Here is a 19,928-nt window from a genome sequence, read left to right as displayed (position 1 = left end):
ATTAATAACCCGAACCGTAAAATGGCGCCTTATGGCGTTTTTCAATCGGTCGGGGTGAATTCCGCAGTGGGTATGCGGAAAATGGGAGGTTTGATGTTACGTCTGGTCCAGTTCCGCGATGAAAGCGGAGAAATGCGTGTGGCTGCCTGCAATGACGAGGGAGCGGCGCATGTCGTCAAGGGCGTGGCAACGACCTATGAGCTGGCCTCGGCGGCAATTGCAGCGGGTATCAGCCTTGAAGAACAGGTAGTACGCAGCGGTAATGGCGATGCTGTAGATATCGAGGCCGCTCTGGCTGCGGGCCGCGTCGGCTTGCCGATTACCCATGCCGATCCGGCGCATCTGATTGTTGCCGGTACAGGCTTGACGCATCTGGGTTCAGCTGACGGTCGCGACAAGATGCACAAGGCCGCGCAAGCCGCCGAAAAGCCGACCGATTCCATGCGCATGTTCCTGATGGGCGTCGAGGGCGGCAAGCCGAAGCCGGGCCAGACCGGTGTGCAGCCGGAATGGTTCTACAAGGGTGACGGTTCGGCGCTGGTCGCGACCGGCGGTGAACTGGTTTCGCCTTCCTTTGCCGAAGATGGCGGTGAAGAGCCGGAACTGGCCGGCATTTACCTGATTGGCCCGGACGGTACGCCGTTCCGGCTTGGTTTCTGCCTTGCCAATGAGTTCTCCGACCACGTGACCGAAAAGCAGAACTATCTCTGGCTCGCCCATTCCAAGTTGCGCCAGGCCGCGTTGGGGCCGGAACTCTATGTCGGCGCGTTGCCGGACCATGTGGAAGGCGTTTCGCGTATTCGTCGCGGCGATGAGATAATCTTTGAAAAGCCGTTCCTGTCGGGCGAAGCGAACATGTCGCACACAATCGCCAATCTGGAATATCATCATTTCAAATATGAGCTGTTCCGCCGTCCGGGCGATATTCATGTCCACTTCTTTGGCACGGCAACCTTGTCGTTTTCGGAGGGTGTGAAGACGGAAGCTGGCGACCGGTTCGAGATTTCCGCCAAGCCATTCCGCTATCCGCTGGTCAACACGCTCGCTGAGGCGACAAAGGCACAGGCTGCGGCAGAGAAAGTCGCCGTCAGTGCATTGTGAGTAGCAAGATGACAGCTTCGTCCAACATCGCATTAGCAATTGTCGGTCTTGGCAAGATCGCGCGCGACCAGCATCTACCGTCCATCGAGGCGGTGGACGGTATCGCGCTGGCCGCTGTCGCCAGCCGCAATGCCGGTCTGGATAGTGTGCCGTCTTTTACGGATATCGACCAGCTGTTGGCATCCGGTGTGGCCATCGACGCCGTATCGCTGTGCACCCCGCCGCAGGGGCGCTTTGCGCAGGCCTATGCCGCTTTGAAAGCGCGCAAGCATGTGATGCTGGAAAAGCCGCCCGGTGCGACCATTTCCGAGGTGCAGGCGCTGGACCGTCTGGCCAAGGCGGAAGGTCTGACGCTTTACGCCACCTGGCATTCGCGTGAAGCTGCGGCGGTGGAACCGGCGCGCGAGTTTCTGAAAGACGCGGTGATCCGTTCGGTTGCCGTTGCGTGGAAGGAAGACGTGCGCCATTGGCATCCCGGCCAGCAATGGATCTGGGAGCCGGGCGGGCTCGGTGTATTCGATCCGGGCATCAATGCGCTGTCCATCGTGACGCATATTCTGCCGGAACGCTTTTTCCTGACGCAGTCCGACCTCTATTTCCCGGAAAATCGCGCAGCGCCGATTGCGGCTGACCTTCAGTTCCAGACGGAAAGCGGCATCCCGGTTTCGTTTGAGCTGGATTGGCGCCAGACTGGCCCGCAGACCTGGGATATTCGCGTCGAAACCGACAAGGGCACGCTTCTGCTCAGCCATGGCGGCAGTCGCCTGACTATTGCTGGCGATGAAAAAATGGCTGAGCCGGACCGCGAATATCAGCGCCTTTACAAGCATTTTGTGCAATTGATCGGTGAGGGGCGTTCGGATGTCGATCTCGCTCCCCTGACTCATGTGGCCGATGCGTTCCTGTTCGGAAAGCGGCATGTCGTCGAAGCATTTGAAGATTAAAGCGCATCCCGAAAAGTGTGAAACGGTTTTCGGACAAGATGCGCGATGAGCCAAACATTTGGAATGTCGATCTGATTTTAAGGATCGGCGTCGAAGGAATCGAGACCGTTGTCTGGTCTCTTACCCACGCAGGACAGTGAAATGAACAAGCCCGTCTCTCCGAAAACGCCAAAGCTCCGCTCGCGCGCCTGGTTCGACAATCCTGATAATGTCGATATGACGGCGCTCTATCTGGAGCGTTACATGAACTATGGCCTGAGCCAGGAAGAGCTGCAGTCCGGTCGTCCGATCATCGGCATTGCGCAAACGGGTTCCGACCTCTCACCCTGCAACCGTCATCATCTGGAACTGGCCAAGCGCGTCCGCGAGGGCGTTCGTGAGGCGGGCGGTATTGTTATCGAATTTCCGGTTCATCCTATTCAGGAAACCGGCAAGCGCCCGACCGCAGGTCTGGACCGCAACCTTGCCTATCTCGGCCTCGTGGAAGTGCTTTACGGCTACCCGCTCGATGGCGTCGTGCTGACTATTGGCTGCGACAAGACCACGCCTGCCTGCCTGATGGCGGCGGCCACCGTCAATATTCCGGCGATTGCGCTGTCGGTGGGTCCGATGCTCAATGGCTGGTTCCGTGGCGAACGCACCGGTTCGGGCACCATCGTCTGGAAGGCGCGCGAGCTGCTTGCCAAGGGCGAAATCGACTATCAGGGCTTCGTTAAGCTCGTTGCTTCCTCGGCACCGTCTACTGGCTATTGCAACACGATGGGCACGGCCACGACGATGAATTCGCTCGCCGAAGCGCTCGGCATGCAGCTTCCCGGTTCCGCCGCCATTCCGGCACCCTACCGTGACCGTCAGGAAGTGGCATATCTCACCGGACGCCGCATCGTTGAGATGGTGCATGAGGATTTGAAGCCGTCGGACATTCTGACCAAGGATGCCTTCGTCAATGCCATTCGCGTCAATTCCGCTATTGGCGGCTCGACCAATGCGCCAATCCATCTGAACGCGCTCGCCCGCCATGTCGGCGTGGAACTGACGGTCGATGACTGGCAGAAATATGGCGAGGAAATTCCGCTTCTGGTCAACCTGCAGCCTGCCGGTGAATATCTCGGTGAGGACTATTATCACGCGGGTGGTGTACCGGCCGTCGTCAACCAGCTGATGGGGCAGGGCCTCATCAATGAGGATGCGCTGACTGTCAACGGCAAGACCATTGGTGAGAACTGCAAGACTGCAACCATCGAAGACAGCAATGTTATCAAGACATACGACCAGCCGCTGAAGAAGCATGCCGGTTTCCGCGTGCTGCGCGGTAATCTGTTCTCGTCGGCGATCATGAAACTGAGCGTCATTTCGGACGAGTTCCGCAACCGCTACCTGTCCGATGACAAGGACCCGAACGCTTTTGAAGGCAAGGCGGTCGTGTTCGACGGGCCGGAAGATTATCATCACCGCATCGACGATCCGTCGCTGGGAATCGACGAAAATACGGTGCTGTTCATGCGTGGTGCGGGCCCGATCGGCTATCCGGGTGCAGCGGAAGTCGTCAATATGCGCGCACCGGATTATCTTTTGAAGAAGGGCATTACTTCGCTGCCATGCATCGGCGACGGTCGCCAGTCGGGCACGTCGGGTTCACCGTCGATCCTCAATGCTTCCCCGGAAGCTGCCGCAGGCGGTGGACTGGCCATTCTGAAGACGGGTGACCGCGTGCGCATCGATCTCGGTCGCGGCACGGCAGATATCCTGATTTCGGATGAGGAACTGGCTGAACGTCGCAAGGCGCTGGAAGCTACTGGCGGCTACAAGTATCCGGAAAGTCAGACGCCGTGGCAGGAAATTCAGCGCGCGGTTGTCGGTCAGATGGAAACCGGCGCGGTTCTTGAAAATGCGGTCAAGTATCAGGACATCGCCCATACTCGCGGCCTGCCGCGAGATAACCACTAATCGTGGGCACTAATCATGAGGCTGCCATGCGTCCAAATGGACGTGTGGCCCTAACTTATTAATTTTAGGCTCAGCCAGTTTCCGGATCGGATTGAGCGCGAAAACAAGGAACCCGGAGCGGCGGAATGGCGGCACCGGGTTCTGACGTATTTGTTATTCAGATCGCTGTGCGGCGCGCGTGATCGAGATAAATCTCGCGCAGGCGCTGGGCGATGGGGCCGGGCTTGCCCGTGCCGATGGTCTTCTCGTCTATGACGGTGATCGGCGTGACGAAAGTGCCCGCGCTGGTGAGGAAGGCTTCCTTTGCTGCATAGGCTTCATCGATGGTGAAGAGCCGCTCTTCCAGCTTCATGCCGGTCTCGGCGATCAGTTGCAGAAGCGAAAGCCGCGTGCAGCCGGGCAGGATGGAATTGCTGTTAGGCCGTGTGACGACGACATCATCATTGGTCACGATATAGGCAGTGGACGATGCGCCTTCGGTCACATAACCGTCTTCGATCATCCACGCTTCATCGCACCCCGCGTTCTTGGCGATTTCCTTGGCGAGCGCTTGCGGCAACAGACAGACCGTCTTGATGTCACGGCGTTTCCAGCGCAGGTCTTCCAGCGAAAGCACGCGTGCACCGGTTTTCAGTGCAGGCTTGTCGAGCAGATTGGCTTCCTGTGTGAACAGGACGACTGATGGCTTCATACCCTTTGCAGGTACGAAATCGCGATCGCGTCCGTCGCCGCGCGTTACCTGTAGATAGACCAGACCTTCGGTCAGGTTGTTGCGGCGCACCAGTTCGCGTTCGATAGCCACGATCTCATCTTCATTCATTGGCATCGGAATGCCGATCTCGCCGGTCGAGCGGCGCAGGCGTCGCATATGCGGCTCGCTGTCGATGAGCTTGCCTTCCAGAACGGCTGTCACTTCGTAGATGCCGTCGCCGAACAGGAAGCCACGGTCAAAGATGGAAATGCGCGCGTCGCGGGCGGTGACATATTCGCCGTTGACATAGACGATGCGGTTTTCGAGTTCTTCTGCTGAAACGGCCATGATGGAATGTGTCCTGAAACGAAAAGACTGCGATCAAGTCGCAGTCTTTTCATAGGTCACTCGGCTGCAATGGGAAACAGCTATTTTCAGGCGGCCTGCTTTGCAGCGGCGATGGCTTCGCTGCGGATTTCTTCCGTCAACTTCAGGCGTAGTTCGGAAAACTCCGGGCTTGCCTTGACGTGGTAGGTGCGCGGATGGGCGATATCGACCGGGGTGATCGATTTGATCTTGCCCGGACGAGCGGTCATCGTAACCACGCGGGTCGCCATGAAGATGGCTTCCTCGATGTCGTGGGTGACGAAGATCACTGTCTTGTGCTCCCGCTCCCAAATGCCGAGCAGAAGTTCCTGCATCAGCCCGCGGGTCTGGTTGTCGAGTGCGCCGAACGGCTCGTCGAGAAGCAGGATTTTTGGATCGTTGGCAAGTGCGCGGGCAATCGCCGTGCGCTGTTGCATGCCGCCCGAAAGCTGCTTCGGCCAGTGATCTTCAAAACCACGCAGCCCGACCTTGTCGATATAGCTGTCCACGATTTCGCGCGCTTGTTTTTCCGGCACGCCTTTTTCACGAAGCCCGAAGCCGACATTCTGACGGATCGTGAGCCACGGAAACAGCGTGTAGGATTGAAACACCATGCCGCGATCGGCGCCGGGGTCGGTTACGGGTTTACCTTCCAGCGTCACTGTGCCGGTGGTCGGTTTGTCGAGACCGGCGATGATGCGAAGGAGCGTGGACTTACCGCAGCCCGAAGGGCCGAGGACGGTCACGAAATCATTTTTCGGGATGACGAGATCGGTCGGCTGTAATGCCAGTGTCGGCTTGCCGCCATGAACCCCCGGAAAGGTGCGGCTCACGCCCTTGATGACAAGTTCCTGGTCGCCTTTCGTAACCATTATGCGAACCTCCATGCGAAGAGCCAGCGGTTGAAATATTTGAAGGCAAGGTCGGAGATCAGGCCAATGACGCCGATGACGATGATACCGAAAATGATCTGGCCGGTGGCCATTAGCGCCTGGCTGTTGATAATCATGTAACCGATGCCGGACGAGGCGCCGATGAGTTCGGCCACGATCACGTAGGTCCAGGCCCATCCGAGCACGAGGCGCAGCGTTTCGGCTATATCCGGAGCACTGGCAGGCATGAGGACACGGCGAATGATGCCGCTGTTCGATGCGCCGAGCGTATAGGCGGCTTCGACAAGATCGCGTCGTGTATTGGAGACGGTCACGGCGATCATGAGGATGATCTGGAACACTGCACCGATGAAGATAACCAGCAGTTTCTGGGTTTCGCCAATGCCTGCCCACAGGATCAGCAGTGGCACGAAGGCTGAAGCCGGGAGATAGCGGGCGAAGGATACGAAGGGCTCCAGCAGGGCCTCGATGGGCTTGTAGGCGCCCATGGCGATCCCGAGCGGAATGGCAACGATGCTTGCCAGCACGAAGCCGCCCAGCACACGCCAGACCGTCATGCCGATATCGTTGAGGAAACCCTGATTGGCAATAAGGTCCCAGCCGTCCTTCACCATGGTGATGGGATCTGCAAGAAAAGTCGGGGAAACGAAGCCGCCCAGAGTGGCGATACCCCAGAACACAAAGAAGAGAATGAAGAATAGAATACCCAGTAATATCCGGGGCTGACTGCCTATCGGCTGCAAGGGCTGCATATATTTTTCCGTTTGATCGTGTATCTGCCGCACTCGACAGGCGGAAAATGAGGAAGCCCGGACGCTTGGTCCGGGCTGGCGCATGAAACGATGTTACTTGATGAAGCTCGTGTCCACGATATCGTCGAGATTGGGCTTCGACTTGATCACGCCTGCCTGCAGCAGAAGGTCGGCGGCTTCGGTCGAGAATTCCTTGAATTCCTTTTCGAAGAATTTCTGGTTTGCCGCCCTGTCCTGCCAGCGAAGATAATCGGCCGATTTGCCGAAATCCTCGCCCGACTGCTTCACGTCCTTGCCCATGATTTCATAGGATTTGGCCTTGTCGGAAGCGATCAGCTGCAGCGCTTCAAAATAACTGTCGGCGAGTGCTTTGGCAGCTTCGGGGTTCTTTTCCAGGAAATCGGGCGTGCAGCCGACCGTATCCATGACGGCCGGATAATCGAGCGTGGTGGCGAGAATCTTGCCCTTGTCGGGTGCTCCGCGCACGGTGGACAGATAAGGCTCGTAGGTCATAGCGGCGTCGTTCTGGCCTGCCACAAAAGCCTGAGCAGCCGGTCCCGGCTCCATATTGACGACCTTGACGTCCTTCGTGGTCATGCCGTTTTTGGCGAGCATGAAGGCGAGAAGGAAGTAAGGCGATGTGCCCGGTGCAGAAGCGGCAACCGTCTTGCCTTTCAGATCGGCGAAGGAGTTCACGTCGGCGCGGACCGCGATACCATCAGCACCGTAAGATTTATCCATCTGGAAAATCTGCTTGGTCTTCACGCCAGCCGCGTTCCAGACGATCCATGTTTCAACGGTGGTGGCCGCGCACTGAATATCACCGGAAGCCAATGCCAGATGACGGCTTGCCTGCGGGATTTTGGTCAGCGTCACGTCGAGACCATTTTTCTTGAAAATACCGGCTTCTTTCGCAAGTGTCAGCGGAGCAAAGCCGGTCCAGCCGGACAGGCCGATAGAAACGGCGGTTTCCGCATGCGCAGCCGATGTGAACGCGAATGCTGCTAGTGCTGCCCCGGCGAGCAATGATTTCTTCATGTGTAGTACCCCTTTTATAGTGAGACTTTTTTGTCCCTTCATTCCTGCCAAATTAACAGGACCGTGTCGTCTGTCCAGAGAGTTCGTCGCGGATATTTGAGCCGTCCCATCTCCTCCGAACAGTCATAAGCTACTGGTCAGGCTGGATTAATTGCGATCAGGTAAGTCGTTCCCTTCCCCTTTAGTTCAAGAGGCAAGGCGTCGCAGTTCGTGAAGACTGCGCAATCATGCTGCTCAAGTTTTGTGGTTTTACCTGCAAATGTCAGATCGACCTGACCTTCGGCGCAGAAGAGAAGTAACGGATTCCCGTCGGCCTGGGTGAGCGTGGTGCCACCGACAGGCAGGCGCCGGACCATATGGATAAAGCGCCCGCGTCGGGTCATGACGTTGAGATCGGTAATGGCGGATCCGATCAGCCGTGCGCTGGAGTGCGCATCGGCGGCAAAGGACAACGGCGCGCTTTCACGAGTGAGGATATTCGTCTGTTCCTCGACGTCGAGCACGATGCCGTCGCCCTCCAATACGGACAAGGTGCGATCGATGCCGGGGAAGATGGAGAACGGACCGTCGCTGGCGACCGTTGCCATGGAAATGCGCCAGTCGAAATTATCGACTGACGTGCCTTCCGGATAGACTGCAATTTCAACAGTCACGCCACCACCGTTTTTCCACGGCATGCGGCGATGACTTTCTGCCTTGCGGATAGAGAAAGCCATTCGACCTCAATTTCCAAGGATCGCTGGGAGGCGCAGGCCCTGCTGTTTGGCCCAGTCGAGCGCTTCTTCATAGCCCGCATCGGCATGGCGCATCACGCCGGTGGCCGGATCGTTCCACAGGACGCGCTCCAGACGGCGATCCGCATCTTCCGTGCCGTCACAGCAGATGACCATGCCCGCATGCTGGCTGAAGCCCATGCCGACGCCGCCGCCGTGATGCAGCGACACCCAGGTCGCACCTGCAGCGGTGTTGAGGAGGGCGTTGAGGAGCGGCCAGTCGGACACGGCATCCGAGCCGTCCTTCATGGCTTCCGTTTCGCGGTTCGGCGAAGCCACCGAGCCGCTGTCGAGATGGTCGCGACCAATCACGATAGGCGCTTTCAATTCGCCATTGCGGACCATTTCGTTGAAGGCGAGGCCAAGGCGGTGACGGTCACCGAGGCCGACCCAGCAGATACGTGCAGGCAGGCCCTGAAACGCAATGCGTTCTTTCGCCATGTCGAGCCAGTTGTGCAGATGCTTGTTGTCGGGCAGCAGCTCCTTCACCTTGGCGTCGGTCTTTGCAATATCTTCGGGATCGCCGGAGAGAGCGGCCCAACGGAACGGGCCGATGCCGCGGCAGAACAGCGGGCGGATATAGGCAGGTACGAAACCAGGAAAATCGAAAGCGTTTTCCAGACCTTCTTCCAGCGCTATCTGACGGATGTTGTTGCCGTAATCGACTGTTGGAATGCCTGCACTCCAGAAATCGAGCATGGCCTGAACCTGTATCTTCATCGACGCGCGGGCAGCCTTCTCGACAACCTTTGGATCACTCTCCTGCTTGGCGCGCCATTCGGCGACGGTCCAGCCAAGCGGCAAATAGCCATGCACCGGATCATGCGCCGAGGTCTGGTCGGTGACGATGTCGGGGCGCACGTCGCGCTTGACGAGTTCCGGATAGATTTCGGCCGCATTTCCGATGAGCGCGATGGACTTGGCTTCACCTGCCTTGGTCCATGCATCGATCTTGGCCAGCGCTTCGTCGAGGCTGTGGGTCTTTTCATCGACATAACGGGTGCGCAAGCGGAAATCAGCGCGGGTTTCGTCGCATTCGACCGCAAGGCAGCAAGCGCCTGCCATAACGGCTGCCAGAGGCTGTGCGCCGCCCATGCCACCGAGACCGCCGGTCAGGATCCATTTGCCTTTGAGGTTGCCATCATAATGCTGGCGACCGGCTTCCACGAAGGTTTCGTATGTGCCCTGAACGATGCCCTGTGCGCCGATATAGATCCACGAACCTGCGGTCATCTGGCCATACATGGCGAGACCCTTCTTATCCAGTTCGTTGAAATGATCCCAGGTTGCCCAATGCGGTACGAGGTTGGAATTGGCGATCAGAACACGCGGCGCATCCTTATGGGTGCGGAAAACGCCGACCGGCTTGCCCGACTGCACCAGCAGGGTTTCATCCTCGTTGAGTGTCTTGAGGGTGGCGACGATACGGTCGAAATCGTCCCATGTGCGGGCTGCGCGACCGATGCCGCCATAGACCACCAGCTCATGCGGACGCTCGGCCACATCGGGGTCGAGATTGTTCATCAACATACGCAGCGGCGCTTCGGTGAGCCAGCTCTTGGCGTTGAGTTCGTCTCCGCGCGGCGCTCGGACTTCGCGCTCATTGTGGCGTGGGTTCGACATGGTTTCCTCCTCAGGATTTCAGGTCGGCGGCAATCGTTTCCAGCCGCTGCAAAAGGTTTTTGAGATGGACGCGAAGTTTGCCCGCCTTGGCTTCGTCATAGGCAAAAGGCACGGCTTCGGTCGCAAGATGGGTTGATTGCGCAAGCTCCATCTGGATCGCGTGCACGCCGGTTTCCGGCTTGCCGTAATGGCGCGTCGTCCAGCCACCTTTGAAACGGCCATTGAGGGTCGACGTGTAACCTTGTGCCCCGCCCGTCACGTCGACAACGGCTGCCTCGACCTTCGGATTGCAGGTCTTGCCCATATCCGTGCCGATGTTGAAATCGGGCAATTTGCCTTCGAACAGGAACGGGATATGCGAGCGGATCGAATGGCAGTCATAAAGGATGGCGACCCCATGGATTGCCTTTACCCGTTCGATCTCGGCGGCAAGCGCCTCGTGATAGGGTTTGTGGAAGCGCACGATGCGGTCGGCAATGTCGGCTTCGGTCGGTGCCTCTCCATCCTTCCAGATCGACAGCCCGTCAAAGTCGGTTTCCGGGATCAGCGTGGTGGTGTTCTGCCCCGGATAGAGGCTCACACCTTCCGGGTCGCGATTGGCGTCGATGCAATAGCGGTGGAAGGTGGCGCGCACCATGGTCGCGCCGTCGATGAGACCGTCATAAAGCCTGTGAATATGCCAGTCGGTGTCGGCAAGAATTTTGCCATTGTCGTTGAGCCGCGCAAAAATATCCTGCGGCACATCGGTTCCGGTGTGTGGAAGGCCCAGAATGACGGGCGAGGTTCCCTGACGAACTTCGAACGGGCTCATGCTCACGCCTCCAGCGCTGGCAGGATGCCGCTCGAAATCGCACCGGAAAGCACGCCGTCAGCGACCAGATCGGCGGCATTCTTCAGGTCGTCGGCCATATAGCGGTCGTCTTCCAACGTCGGCACGCGGCCGCGCAATGCCGCGATCACCTTGGCAAGCTCAGGGCTGGTGGTCAGCGGTTCGCGCAGTTCCACGCCCAGTCCGCCGGTCAGCGCTTCGATGCCGATAATGGCATTGAGGTTGGCGGTCATCTGCAACAGGCGGCGCGCGCCGTGGCAGGCCATGGACACATGGTCTTCCTGATTGGCCGAGGTTGGGGTGGAATCAACGGAAGCTGGATGCGCCATCTGCTTGTTTTCGCTCATCAGCGCGGCAGAGGTGACTTCTGCGATCATGAGGCCGGAATTGAGGCCCGGCTTGCGGGCAAGAAAGGCTGGAAGCCCGAAGGAAAGCGCCGGATCGACCAGAAGCGCAATGCGGCGCTGCGAAATCGCGCCAATTTCACAGACCGCAAGCGCAATCTGGTCGGCCGCGAAGGCAACAGGCTCGGCGTGGAAGTTGCCGCCCGATACTGCGCGCCCGTCCGAGAGAACGAGAGGATTGTCGGTGACCGCATTGGCTTCGATTTCCAGCGTGCGCGCGGCTTGTCGCAGAATGTCGAGGCAGGCGCCATCAACCTGCGGCTGGCAGCGAATGCAATAAGGGTCCTGCACACGCTGATCGCCTTCGAGATGGCTCTGGCGAATGACGGAGCCTTCCAGCAGGGCGCGTAGCGCCCGTCCTGCATCGATCTGGCCCTTATGGCCGCGCAACGTGTGGATTTCCTCATGGAATGGCGCGTCCGATCCCATGGCGGCATCAGTGGACAATGCGCCGGTGATGAGCGCGGTCTGCGCGGCGCGATGCGCGCGGAAGAGACCTGCCAGTGCGAGGGCAGTCGAGGTCTGCGTGCCGTTGATGAGTGCGAGACCTTCCTTGGCAGCCAGAACGACAGGTTTCAATCCGGCTTTTTCCAGTGCCTTTACGCCGGAGAGGCGTTCGCCCTGATAGAAGGCTTCGCCTTCGCCGATCATGGCGGCAGTCATATGGGCCAGCGGCGCAAGGTCGCCGGACGCGCCGACAGAACCCTTTTCCGGGATCATCGGGATCACGTCCTTTGCCAGCATGTCTTCGAGAAGCGTGATGACTTCAAGCCGCACGCCGGACGCACCGCGACCGAGCGAAATCAGCTTCAGCGCCATGATAAGGCGCACGATGTTTTCCGGCAGCGCATCGCCGACGCCGCAGCAATGCGACAGGATCAAATTGCGCTGGAGCGTGGCGACATCGCTTGCTGCAATGCGGATCGAGGCGAGTTTACCGAAGCCGGTATTGATGCCGTAAACCGGTTCATCCCCCGCTGCGATTTCCGCAATGCGCGCTGCCGCCTTTTCAACGCCAGCATGGAAGGCAGGATCGATGCGGACGGGGAGGCCATCGCGATAGATTTTTTCCAGCGTTTCCAGCGGGACAGAACCGGGCTTGAGGATGATGGTCATAGAAGGCTCCATAAGAGCGCATCCCGAAAAGTGTGAAGCGGTTTTCGAAAAAGATGCGCGGTTCGAAACAACAATTAAAGCTGGCCCTTGAATACCCGCTTCCAGAGCGGATTGAAGCCTATGCGGTAAACGAGTTCAGCCGGACGCTCGACGTTCCATATGGCGAGATCGGCGTCCTTGCCGATTTCGAGCGTGCCGGTCTGGTCGAGAAGGCCGAGGGCGCGTGCTGCTTCGCGAGTGACGCCTGCGATGCATTCATCGACGGTCATGCGGAACAGAGTTGCGCCCATATTCATGGTGAGCAGAAGCGAGGTCAGCGGCGATGTGCCCGGATTGTTGTCGGTGGCGAGCGCCATCTTGGTGCCAGCGGCGCGGAAGGCTTCAACTGGCGGCTTTTGCGTTTCGCGGATGAAGTAATAAGCGCCGGGAAGCAGCACGGCCACTGTTCCGGCCTTGGCCATTGCGGCGGCACTTTCCGCATCGGTATATTCGAGATGGTCCGCAGAAAGCGCGCCATAGGAGGCGGCAAGCGCCGCACCATGCAGATTGGACAACTGGTCGGCATGAAGCTTGACCGGGATATTATGGGCCTTGGCCGCATCGAAGACGCGGGCGATTTCGTCGGGCAGGAAGGCTATCCCTTCGCAAAAACCATCAACCGCATCAGCCAATCCTTGATCGGCGATAGCCGGAAGCATGTCGTTGATGACACGGTCGATATAGGCGGCCTTGTCGCCATTCATTTCCGGAGGCAGGGCGTGCGCGCCGAGGAAGGTGGTGCGGATCGCAACGTCGCGCTCTTCAGCAAGGCGACGGGCGGCCTTCAGTGACTTGATTTCGCTGTCGCGGTCGAGACCGTAACCGGATTTGACTTCGACAGTGGTGACACCTTCGGCAATCAGCGCATCGAGACGGGGCAGGGTTTCACGCACCAGATTGTCTTCGCTGGCCGCGCGCAGGTTTTTGACCGAGGAAACAATGCCGCCACCAGCACGCGCGACTTCCTCATAGGATGCGCCGTTGAGACGGAGTTCGAATTCATGCGCGCGATTGCCTGCATGGACGAGATGGGTGTGGCAATCAATCAATCCCGGCGTGATGAGCCGGTTGCCGCAATCTATTTTCTCGAAGGATGCATATTCAGCGGGCAGGGTATTTTCCGGACCGACATAAGCGATCTTGCCGTTTTTAACGGCGAGCGCTGCATTGTCGATGAGGCCCAGGCCTTCGGAGTTTTCACCCAGCGTGGCGATACGGGCGTTGCTGAAAATGTAGCCTGTTTTATCTGACATGAGCGTTTTCTCGCTTCCCTGTTTTTCAATAATGTATATACATATTAGCGGAACCGCCAAGAGAAAAAATGCATCCATTTGCGATCTGTTGAAAGATCGGCGTGAAAATCTGGCGAAATGAGGAGCCTGTTCGAATGTCTGCTGCAGCCACCGAAATGCAATTTATCCATGCCGGACAGGCGCTTCTGCAAACCGGTTGGGCGAATGATGTGCGGCTTGGCATGTCGGATGGAAAAATCGCATCAGTGGAAACTGGTATCAGCGCGCAGTCGGGAGATGAGCATCACGCAGTAATCATTTCCGGCATGCCGAACCTGCACAGCCATGCGTTCCAATACGGCATGGCTGGATTGGCTGAGCGGCGCGGTTCGTCTGCCGACAGCTTCTGGAGCTGGCGCGAGATCATGTACAAGTTCGCGCTCACCATGTCGCCGGAACAGGCCGAAGCCGTGGCATTGCGGCTCTATGTCGATATGCTTGAAGCTGGTTTCACCCGCGTCGGCGAGTTTCATTACCTGCATCACGATCGCGACGGCACGCCTTACGGCAATATCTCGGAAATGTCCGACCGCATTGTTTCCGCGGCCAAGGCGGCAGGCATCGGTCTGACTCTTCTGCCCGTCTTTTATGCGCATTCGGGTTTTGGCGGTGCTGTTCCGAACGAAGGACAGCGGCGGTTCATCAACAATCCTGAACGTTTCGCGCGGCTGATCGAAGGCTGCAAACAAGCGCTTGCGGGTTTCGACGGTGCGGTTCTGGGTGTGGCACCTCACAGCCTGCGCGCTGTGACGCAGGATGAACTGGGCGTCGTGACGAAGCTCCTGCCCGACGCGCCGGTGCATATCCATGTGGCCGAACAAGTGAAGGAAGTCGAGGACTGTGTTGCATGGTCGGGTAAGCGCCCGGTCGAATGGCTTCTTGACCATCAGGATTTATCTTCGCGCTGGTGCCTCATTCATGCGACCCATATGACCGATGATGAAACGCAGCGCATGGCCAAGTCCGGGGCGATTGCCGGTCTCTGCCCCGTGACCGAAGCCAATCTCGGTGACGGAACGTTCAACGCGACGGTGTTTACTGCTGCTGGCGGCAAGTTCGGCATCGGCTCGGATTCCAATGTGCTAATCGGCATTGGCGACGAATTGCGCCAGCTGGAATATTCGCAGCGTCTCCAACATCGCGCCCGCAACGTGCTTGCTGAAAATGAAGGATCAACGGGCCGCGCGCTGTTCGATGGCGCGGTAACGGGCGGCAACATCGCGATGGGGTGCGCAGGTGAAGGCTTGAAACAAGGGGCTTCGGCGGATTTTGTGGCGCTGGATACCGGGCGTCTGCCGCACGCCAAGGGCGATGCTGTGCTGGATGGATGGCTGTTCGGCGGTCGCGCACGACCGTCCGACGTGTGGGTGCGCGGCGTTAAACAGGTGGAAGGCGGGCGTCACCGCTTGCGTGATCAGGCGGAGCGTGCTTTCCAGAAAACCCTTGGCGAATTACTTGCCTGACAGGAGACGGCATGGCTGGCGAAGATTTGATCGCAAAGGATGTACCGGTTCTTTCGCTGCACCAGCGTATTCTGGACGATATAGAATCGCGCATCCTGTCGGGAGAATGGCTGCCCGGCCATCGCATCCCTTTCGAGCACGAGCTGACGGAGCAGTTTGGCTGTTCGCGCATGACGGTGAACAAGGCGCTGACCCAGCTTGCCAAAGCGGGCCTGATCGAGCGCAAGCGGCGCTCCGGCAGCTTCGTTTCCTTTCCGCAATCGCAGGCGGCGATCCTGGAAATCCACGATATCCGCGATGAGGTGGCAGCGCTTGGTGCCGCCTATCGGTTCGAGCTGACGAGCAGGCGCGAGCGATTGAGCGGGCCTGCGGATGCACGGCATATCGACATGCCGCGCCACACGCCGCTGGTTGAACTCGTCTGCCGTCATTATGCGGGCAAGCGCGTCTTTGCGCTGGAAGAGCGCATTATCAGTCTGCATGCTGTTCCAACAGCAGCGCAGACTGATTTTGCCGAAAACTCTCCGGGGCCATGGCTGGTTTCGTGTGTGCCGTGGAGCAGCGCAAAGCACTCTATACGCGCGATTGCCGCCACGCCGGAGAATGCGGCCATGCTTGGCATTCCGCTGGGCTCGCCCTGTCTGGTGATCGAACGGCAGACCTGGAATGCCGACCAGCCGGTAACGCATGTGCGTTTTACCTATCCCGGCGACAGCCATGCGCTGGTGGCGAATTTCACGCCGTCGCAGGGAGGATGAAAAGGCAGCAGACGAATCGGCAGGCTTTTCTTTATGGTTTAACCGTCAGTTTTCCGACCATGTCCGGGTGAAACCGGCAGTAATAATTCACCGTTTCGGGCGAATTGAGAACCTGTTTCGTAATTTTTTTGGGTGGAAGCAGAATATCCCATCCTCCCTTTACGGTCGCGGTATGCTGCATGGGATCTTTATTATTCCATTCGATCACATCGCCAACATTCGCTTCAATATTCGGCGGGGAGAACGCGAGCTTCTCGACCGTAACCTCTATCATTTTCGCCTTTGCCGGGGCGCTGATAATGAGAAACCCGGCAAGTATCGTGGCGGCTTGAGCATATCTCATATGACTGTTCCTATTTCAAAGACATGGCGATGTGTTCGGCATGTTTCTCGTGGCTCTGGAACAATTTGAGACCGGTTTCGAGCAGGCTTTTCAGCTCGGCATTGCTGGCGGATGGGATGAGCGTGGTTTTCAGAGCCTTGTTGACTTCCTTGTGATAGGCAACTTCGTTGTCGACATAGGATTTGTCGAAGGCTGCGCCATCAAGCTTGCTCAATTTTGCCAGTTCGTCTGCAGCCGCTTTGGACAAGGCTTTGCTTGTGTCGTTATCCTCTGGTGTGACCTTGAGTTTCTTGACCAGAGCGAGCGCTTGCTGATTGACCGCTTCATGATCGCGCACCATGGTCTGTGCAAACTCGAGCACCATTTTGTTTTTGGATTTTTCAAGTGCTTGCTTGGCGGCTGCGACGTCGATAGCGCCTGCCGTGTAAGCAATATGGGCTATCGCCGGATCGTGTAATTTTCCGTCATGGGCGATTGCCAGAGACAGGCTGCCGCAAATGCAAATTGCAGCAACGGATACAACTGAACGAATAGACATGGAACTCTCCCTTTCCCGGCAAAATTCCGGGCTGCTTTTTTAGCGACAGCTATTGGATGCAGGAGAATTCAAAAGGTTCCTGATATCAGGTCTGCTTTTCCAGCCGCTCCAGAACGGCGGTTATGATCCGTTCGCAGCGTTTGCCTGCAAAAGGGAATGCATCGAGCAGCACGGGGCCGATTTTTTCGTCCAGCTGTTTGCGCAGCAAATATCGGGCGCGATGAAGACGGGTCTTCACGGTCTGCGGACGCAGATTCAGTAATTCGGCGGTTTCGTCCACGCTCAAGCCCTCGATGACCCGTGCGACGAATACAAGGCGGAAAATTTCCGGCAGATTGTCCGTTGCCTGTTCGACCAGCTGCAAAATCTGGCGCTGCGCAAAACCGCGTTCGGGATCGTCCGTGCTTATGGCAGAGGGGAACGGGATGATATTGTCCGCTGATGTGTCGGGCAATGTATCGAGAAGTTTCTCGGCCTTCCGGGTCTTGCGCAGGCGGCCGAGTGCTTCGTGAATTGCGATGCGGGACAACCACGTGGTCAGGCTGGACTGACCGCGAAAGCGATCAAGGCTCCTGAAGGCCAGAAAATAGGTCTCCTGAACCACGTCTTCCGCTTCGGCGTCGTTGCGCAGGATGCTGCGGGCCAAACGATAGAGCCGCTGGTTGTTGGTCTGCATGATTTTGCGCAGCGCATCCAGATCGTGCATTTTTGCGCATTGAGCAAGCGCAAGATCACCCTGAAATGTCGGTGAGATGGCTGGTATGGCTGTTTTTGCACGCATGGGTCAAACTCCTGTGGAGTTTATTGGATGTATGCGAGGTCAAAAGGTTCCCGAAGATATATAGTGTCCGTTTTACGAAACGTTCCAAATGATACTACCGTTCGCCAATTTCTGGCAGCAGACAAAAAAGCCGCCGCAGGGGAACAGCGGCGGCTAAAAGGCAGCATGACTTGGGTGAAGATCAGGCTGCGCGTTTGATGGCGTCGCCGAGGATGGACACGATCGTGTCGATCTGCTCCTTTTCCACGATAAGCGGCGGCGAAAGCGCGATCACATCGCCGGTCACGCGGATGAGCAGGCCCTTCTGGAAGCAATCCACAAAAATATCGTAGGCGCGTGCGCCCGGTGCATCCTTGCGCGACGAGAGTTCGATTGCGCCAACCAGACCGAGGTTGCGAATGTCGATGACGTTCGAAACGCCCTTGAGCGAATGAAGCGCTTCTTGCCAATGATTGGCAAGCCCTGCACCGCGTGTCAGCAGGCCTTCTTCGGCATAGACTTCCAGTGTTGCAAGACCGGCAGCAGCAGCAACCGGATGGCCGGAATAGGTGTAGCCATGGAACAGCTCGATGGCGTTTTCCGGGCCGGTCATCAGGCCGTCATAGACCTTGCGGGCGGCGAAGACTGCGCCCATCGGGATGGCGCCATTGGTCAGGCCCTTGGCGGTTGTCACGAGGTCGGGCACGACGCCGAAATAATCAACGGCAAACGGCGTGCCGAGGCGGCCGAAACCGGTGATGACTTCGTCGAAGATCAGGAGGATGCCATGCTTGTCTGCCGTAGCGCGGAGGCGTTCCAGATAGCCCTTCGGCGGCAGGATGACGCCAGCCGAACCGGACATTGGTTCAACGATGACGGCGGCGATCTTTTCAGCGCCATGCAACTGGACGAGACGTTCCAGATCGTCGGCAAGCTCAATGCCGTTTGCAGGCAGGCCCTTAGAGAAGGCGTTCTTTTCAATATCGAGCGTATGGCGCAGATGGTCGGCAGGAATCTGGGGGAATACACGGCGGTTATTGACAAGGCCGCCGACGGAAATGCCGCCGAAACCAACACCGTGATAACCCTTCTCACGACCCAGAACCATGGTGCGGGTGCCTTGGCCGATGGCGCGCTGATAAGCGATGGCGATTTTCAGTGCGGTGTCGACCGATTCCGAACCGGAATTGGTGAAGAATACGCGGTCGAGTTTTGCATCCGGTCCACCCGGCGCGATGGCTGCGAGCTTTTCAGCAAAGTCAAAAGCTACATTATGGCCCATCTGGAAGGTGGGAGCGAAGTCCATGGTCGAAATCTGGCGCTCGACGGCTTCGGTAATGCGCTTGCGACCATGGCCGGCATTGCAGCACCATAGACCAGCCGTGCCATCCAGAACCTGATTGCCGTCGGTGTCGGTGTAATACATGCCCGAGGCACTTGCGAGCAGGCGAGGCGCTGCCTTGAACTGCCGGTTCGCGGTGAACGGCATCCAGAAGTTCTCAAGGCTTGGCGTGTTGGTTTTGGTGAGCATAGTTACCTCCTATTTGTAAGCAGCAGGCCACGCTTTGCGAGGTGCAACAAGTCCTTTTCTTGAGGATATTAAGCCATTGTTTTTATGTAGGGTAATTATCAGGTTTGTGCTATATCGAACATCATAAACATGAGGGGAAGGTTCGATGAGCATCGATATTGGCGGGCGGCTTCGCTATGTGCGCATGCGGCAGAATCTGTCGCAGCGTGAACTTGCCAAGAGGGCAGGTGTGACGAACTCCACGGTCTCCCTCATCGAAGCCAATCAGTCCAATCCGTCCGTCGGTGCATTGAAGCGCATTCTCGACGGCATTCCCATCGGCATGGCCGAGTTTTTCGCGCTCGAACCGGATGCGCCTCACAAGGTATTCTATCAGGCCGAGGAGTTGGTGGAAATCGGCAAGGGGCCGATTTCTTATCGTCAGGTGGGCGACCATCTGTTTTCGCGCTCTTTACAGATACTGAAGGAGCGATATGAGCCGGGTTCCGACACGGGAAAAGTGCTTTTGATGCACGAGGGTGAGGAAGGCGGCATCGTCATTTCGGGTCGCATCGAAGTGACTGTCGGCAGTGAGCGCCGCATTCTGGGGCCGGGCGATGCCTATTATTTTTCCAGCAAGCTGCCGCACCGGTTCCGTTGCGTCGGACCGGTGCCATGCGAAATCGTGAGCGCCTGCACGCCGCCGAGTTTTTGAATCGCCTCGGAAAGGCGATTCAATTTCGTGCAC

At 57.9% G+C, this 19,928-nt stretch carries 19 protein-coding genes; 6 read left to right on the top strand and 13 right to left on the bottom strand.

Translation table 11 applies throughout. The features are described 5' to 3' along the window. The first annotated feature begins 93 nt into the window (after positions 1 to 93). From araD1 to MKS82_RS17080, 3 genes are all read left to right on the top strand, one after another. Positions 94 to 1,101: an AraD1 family protein gene (gene araD1, locus MKS82_RS17090; protein ID WP_109987330.1), complete on the top strand. Its 1,008-nt coding sequence runs from the start codon at positions 94 to 96 to the stop codon at positions 1,099 to 1,101. A gap of 8 nt (positions 1,102 to 1,109) precedes the next feature. Beyond that, a complete protein-coding gene (locus MKS82_RS17085; protein ID WP_109987329.1) occupies positions 1,110 to 2,045 on the top strand; it encodes a Gfo/Idh/MocA family protein in 936 nt (311 codons plus the stop codon). Positions 2,046 to 2,186: 141 nt separating this feature from the next. Further along, positions 2,187 to 3,992 (top strand): IlvD/Edd family dehydratase, encoded by a 1,806-nt coding sequence (locus MKS82_RS17080; protein WP_109987328.1) that lies wholly within the window; start codon positions 2,187 to 2,189, stop codon positions 3,990 to 3,992. A gap of 157 nt (positions 3,993 to 4,149) precedes the next feature. Here the strand turns inward: MKS82_RS17080 and MKS82_RS17075 are convergent, their stop codons facing one another. The 9 genes from MKS82_RS17075 to hutI form a co-directional block, all read right to left on the bottom strand. Then, positions 4,150 to 5,031, bottom strand: coding sequence for a D-amino-acid transaminase (locus MKS82_RS17075; protein ID WP_109987327.1), 882 nt, complete (start codon positions 5,029 to 5,031; stop codon positions 4,150 to 4,152). Positions 5,032 to 5,117: 86 nt separating this feature from the next. Continuing rightward, positions 5,118 to 5,921: an ABC transporter ATP-binding protein gene (locus MKS82_RS17070; protein ID WP_109987326.1), complete on the bottom strand. Its 804-nt coding sequence runs from the start codon at positions 5,919 to 5,921 to the stop codon at positions 5,118 to 5,120. Beyond that, the gene (locus MKS82_RS17065; RefSeq protein ID WP_109987325.1) at positions 5,921 to 6,694 is read right to left on the bottom strand and encodes an ABC transporter permease; all 774 of its coding nucleotides are present in this window, start codon (positions 6,692 to 6,694) and stop codon (positions 5,921 to 5,923) included. Before MKS82_RS17065 ends, MKS82_RS17070 begins: the two co-directional genes overlap by 1 nt. 93 nt (positions 6,695 to 6,787) lie before the next feature. Further along, complete coding sequence (locus tag MKS82_RS17060) at positions 6,788 to 7,732, bottom strand: ABC transporter substrate-binding protein (RefSeq protein WP_109987324.1); 945 nt, start codon at positions 7,730 to 7,732, stop codon at positions 6,788 to 6,790. A gap of 137 nt (positions 7,733 to 7,869) precedes the next feature. Continuing rightward, positions 7,870 to 8,448 (bottom strand): HutD/Ves family protein, encoded by a 579-nt coding sequence (locus MKS82_RS17055; RefSeq protein WP_109987323.1) that lies wholly within the window; start codon positions 8,446 to 8,448, stop codon positions 7,870 to 7,872. 6 nt (positions 8,449 to 8,454) lie between these two features. Further along, positions 8,455 to 10,128 (bottom strand): urocanate hydratase, encoded by a 1,674-nt coding sequence (hutU, locus tag MKS82_RS17050; RefSeq protein WP_109987322.1) that lies wholly within the window; start codon positions 10,126 to 10,128, stop codon positions 8,455 to 8,457. A gap of 10 nt (positions 10,129 to 10,138) precedes the next feature. Next, a complete protein-coding gene (gene hutG / locus MKS82_RS17045; RefSeq protein WP_109987321.1) occupies positions 10,139 to 10,939 on the bottom strand; it encodes an N-formylglutamate deformylase in 801 nt (266 codons plus the stop codon). A 2-nt stretch (positions 10,940 to 10,941) separates the two neighbouring features. Continuing rightward, positions 10,942 to 12,477 (bottom strand): histidine ammonia-lyase, encoded by a 1,536-nt coding sequence (gene hutH / locus MKS82_RS17040; protein ID WP_109987320.1) that lies wholly within the window; start codon positions 12,475 to 12,477, stop codon positions 10,942 to 10,944. A 74-nt stretch (positions 12,478 to 12,551) separates the two neighbouring features. Further along, complete coding sequence (gene hutI / locus MKS82_RS17035) at positions 12,552 to 13,769, bottom strand: imidazolonepropionase (protein ID WP_109987319.1); 1,218 nt, start codon at positions 13,767 to 13,769, stop codon at positions 12,552 to 12,554. Positions 13,770 to 13,903: 134 nt separating this feature from the next. Here hutI and MKS82_RS17030 point away from each other — a divergent pair, with 134 nt between their 5' ends. Next, positions 13,904 to 15,271 (top strand): formimidoylglutamate deiminase, encoded by a 1,368-nt coding sequence (locus MKS82_RS17030; protein ID WP_109987318.1) that lies wholly within the window; start codon positions 13,904 to 13,906, stop codon positions 15,269 to 15,271. A gap of 11 nt (positions 15,272 to 15,282) precedes the next feature. Then, a complete protein-coding gene (gene hutC, locus MKS82_RS17025; RefSeq protein WP_109987317.1) occupies positions 15,283 to 16,029 on the top strand; it encodes a histidine utilization repressor in 747 nt (248 codons plus the stop codon). Between the two features lie 31 nt (positions 16,030 to 16,060). Here hutC and MKS82_RS17020 read toward each other — a convergent pair whose 3' ends face one another. The 4 genes from MKS82_RS17020 to MKS82_RS17005 all read right to left on the bottom strand — a co-directional run bounded on the left by MKS82_RS17020 (position 16,061) and on the right by MKS82_RS17005 (position 19,201). Continuing rightward, positions 16,061 to 16,372, bottom strand: coding sequence for a cupredoxin domain-containing protein (locus tag MKS82_RS17020; protein WP_109987316.1), 312 nt, complete (start codon positions 16,370 to 16,372; stop codon positions 16,061 to 16,063). 10 nt (positions 16,373 to 16,382) lie between these two features. Next, complete coding sequence (locus tag MKS82_RS17015) at positions 16,383 to 16,910, bottom strand: DUF4142 domain-containing protein (RefSeq protein WP_109987315.1); 528 nt, start codon at positions 16,908 to 16,910, stop codon at positions 16,383 to 16,385. 85 nt (positions 16,911 to 16,995) lie between these two features. Next, positions 16,996 to 17,691 carry an RNA polymerase sigma factor gene (locus MKS82_RS17010; RefSeq protein ID WP_109987314.1) on the bottom strand — a complete coding sequence of 232 codons (696 nt, stop codon included), beginning with the start codon at positions 17,689 to 17,691 and terminating at the stop codon, positions 16,996 to 16,998. Positions 17,692 to 17,872: 181 nt separating this feature from the next. Continuing rightward, complete coding sequence (locus MKS82_RS17005; protein WP_109987313.1) at positions 17,873 to 19,201, bottom strand: aspartate aminotransferase family protein; 1,329 nt, start codon at positions 19,199 to 19,201, stop codon at positions 17,873 to 17,875. Between the two features lie 145 nt (positions 19,202 to 19,346). On the opposite strand from MKS82_RS17005, the gene MKS82_RS17000 reads away from it, so the two are divergent. Beyond that, positions 19,347 to 19,895: a cupin domain-containing protein gene (locus MKS82_RS17000; RefSeq protein ID WP_109987312.1), complete on the top strand. Its 549-nt coding sequence runs from the start codon at positions 19,347 to 19,349 to the stop codon at positions 19,893 to 19,895. Positions 19,896 to 19,928: the final 33 nt, after the last annotated feature.

It is taken from the genome of Ochrobactrum sp. A-1 (assembly GCF_022488005.1).
GTDB lineage: Bacteria > Pseudomonadota > Alphaproteobacteria > Rhizobiales > Rhizobiaceae > Brucella.
This window is presented reverse-complemented; position numbering and strand designations above follow the sequence as displayed.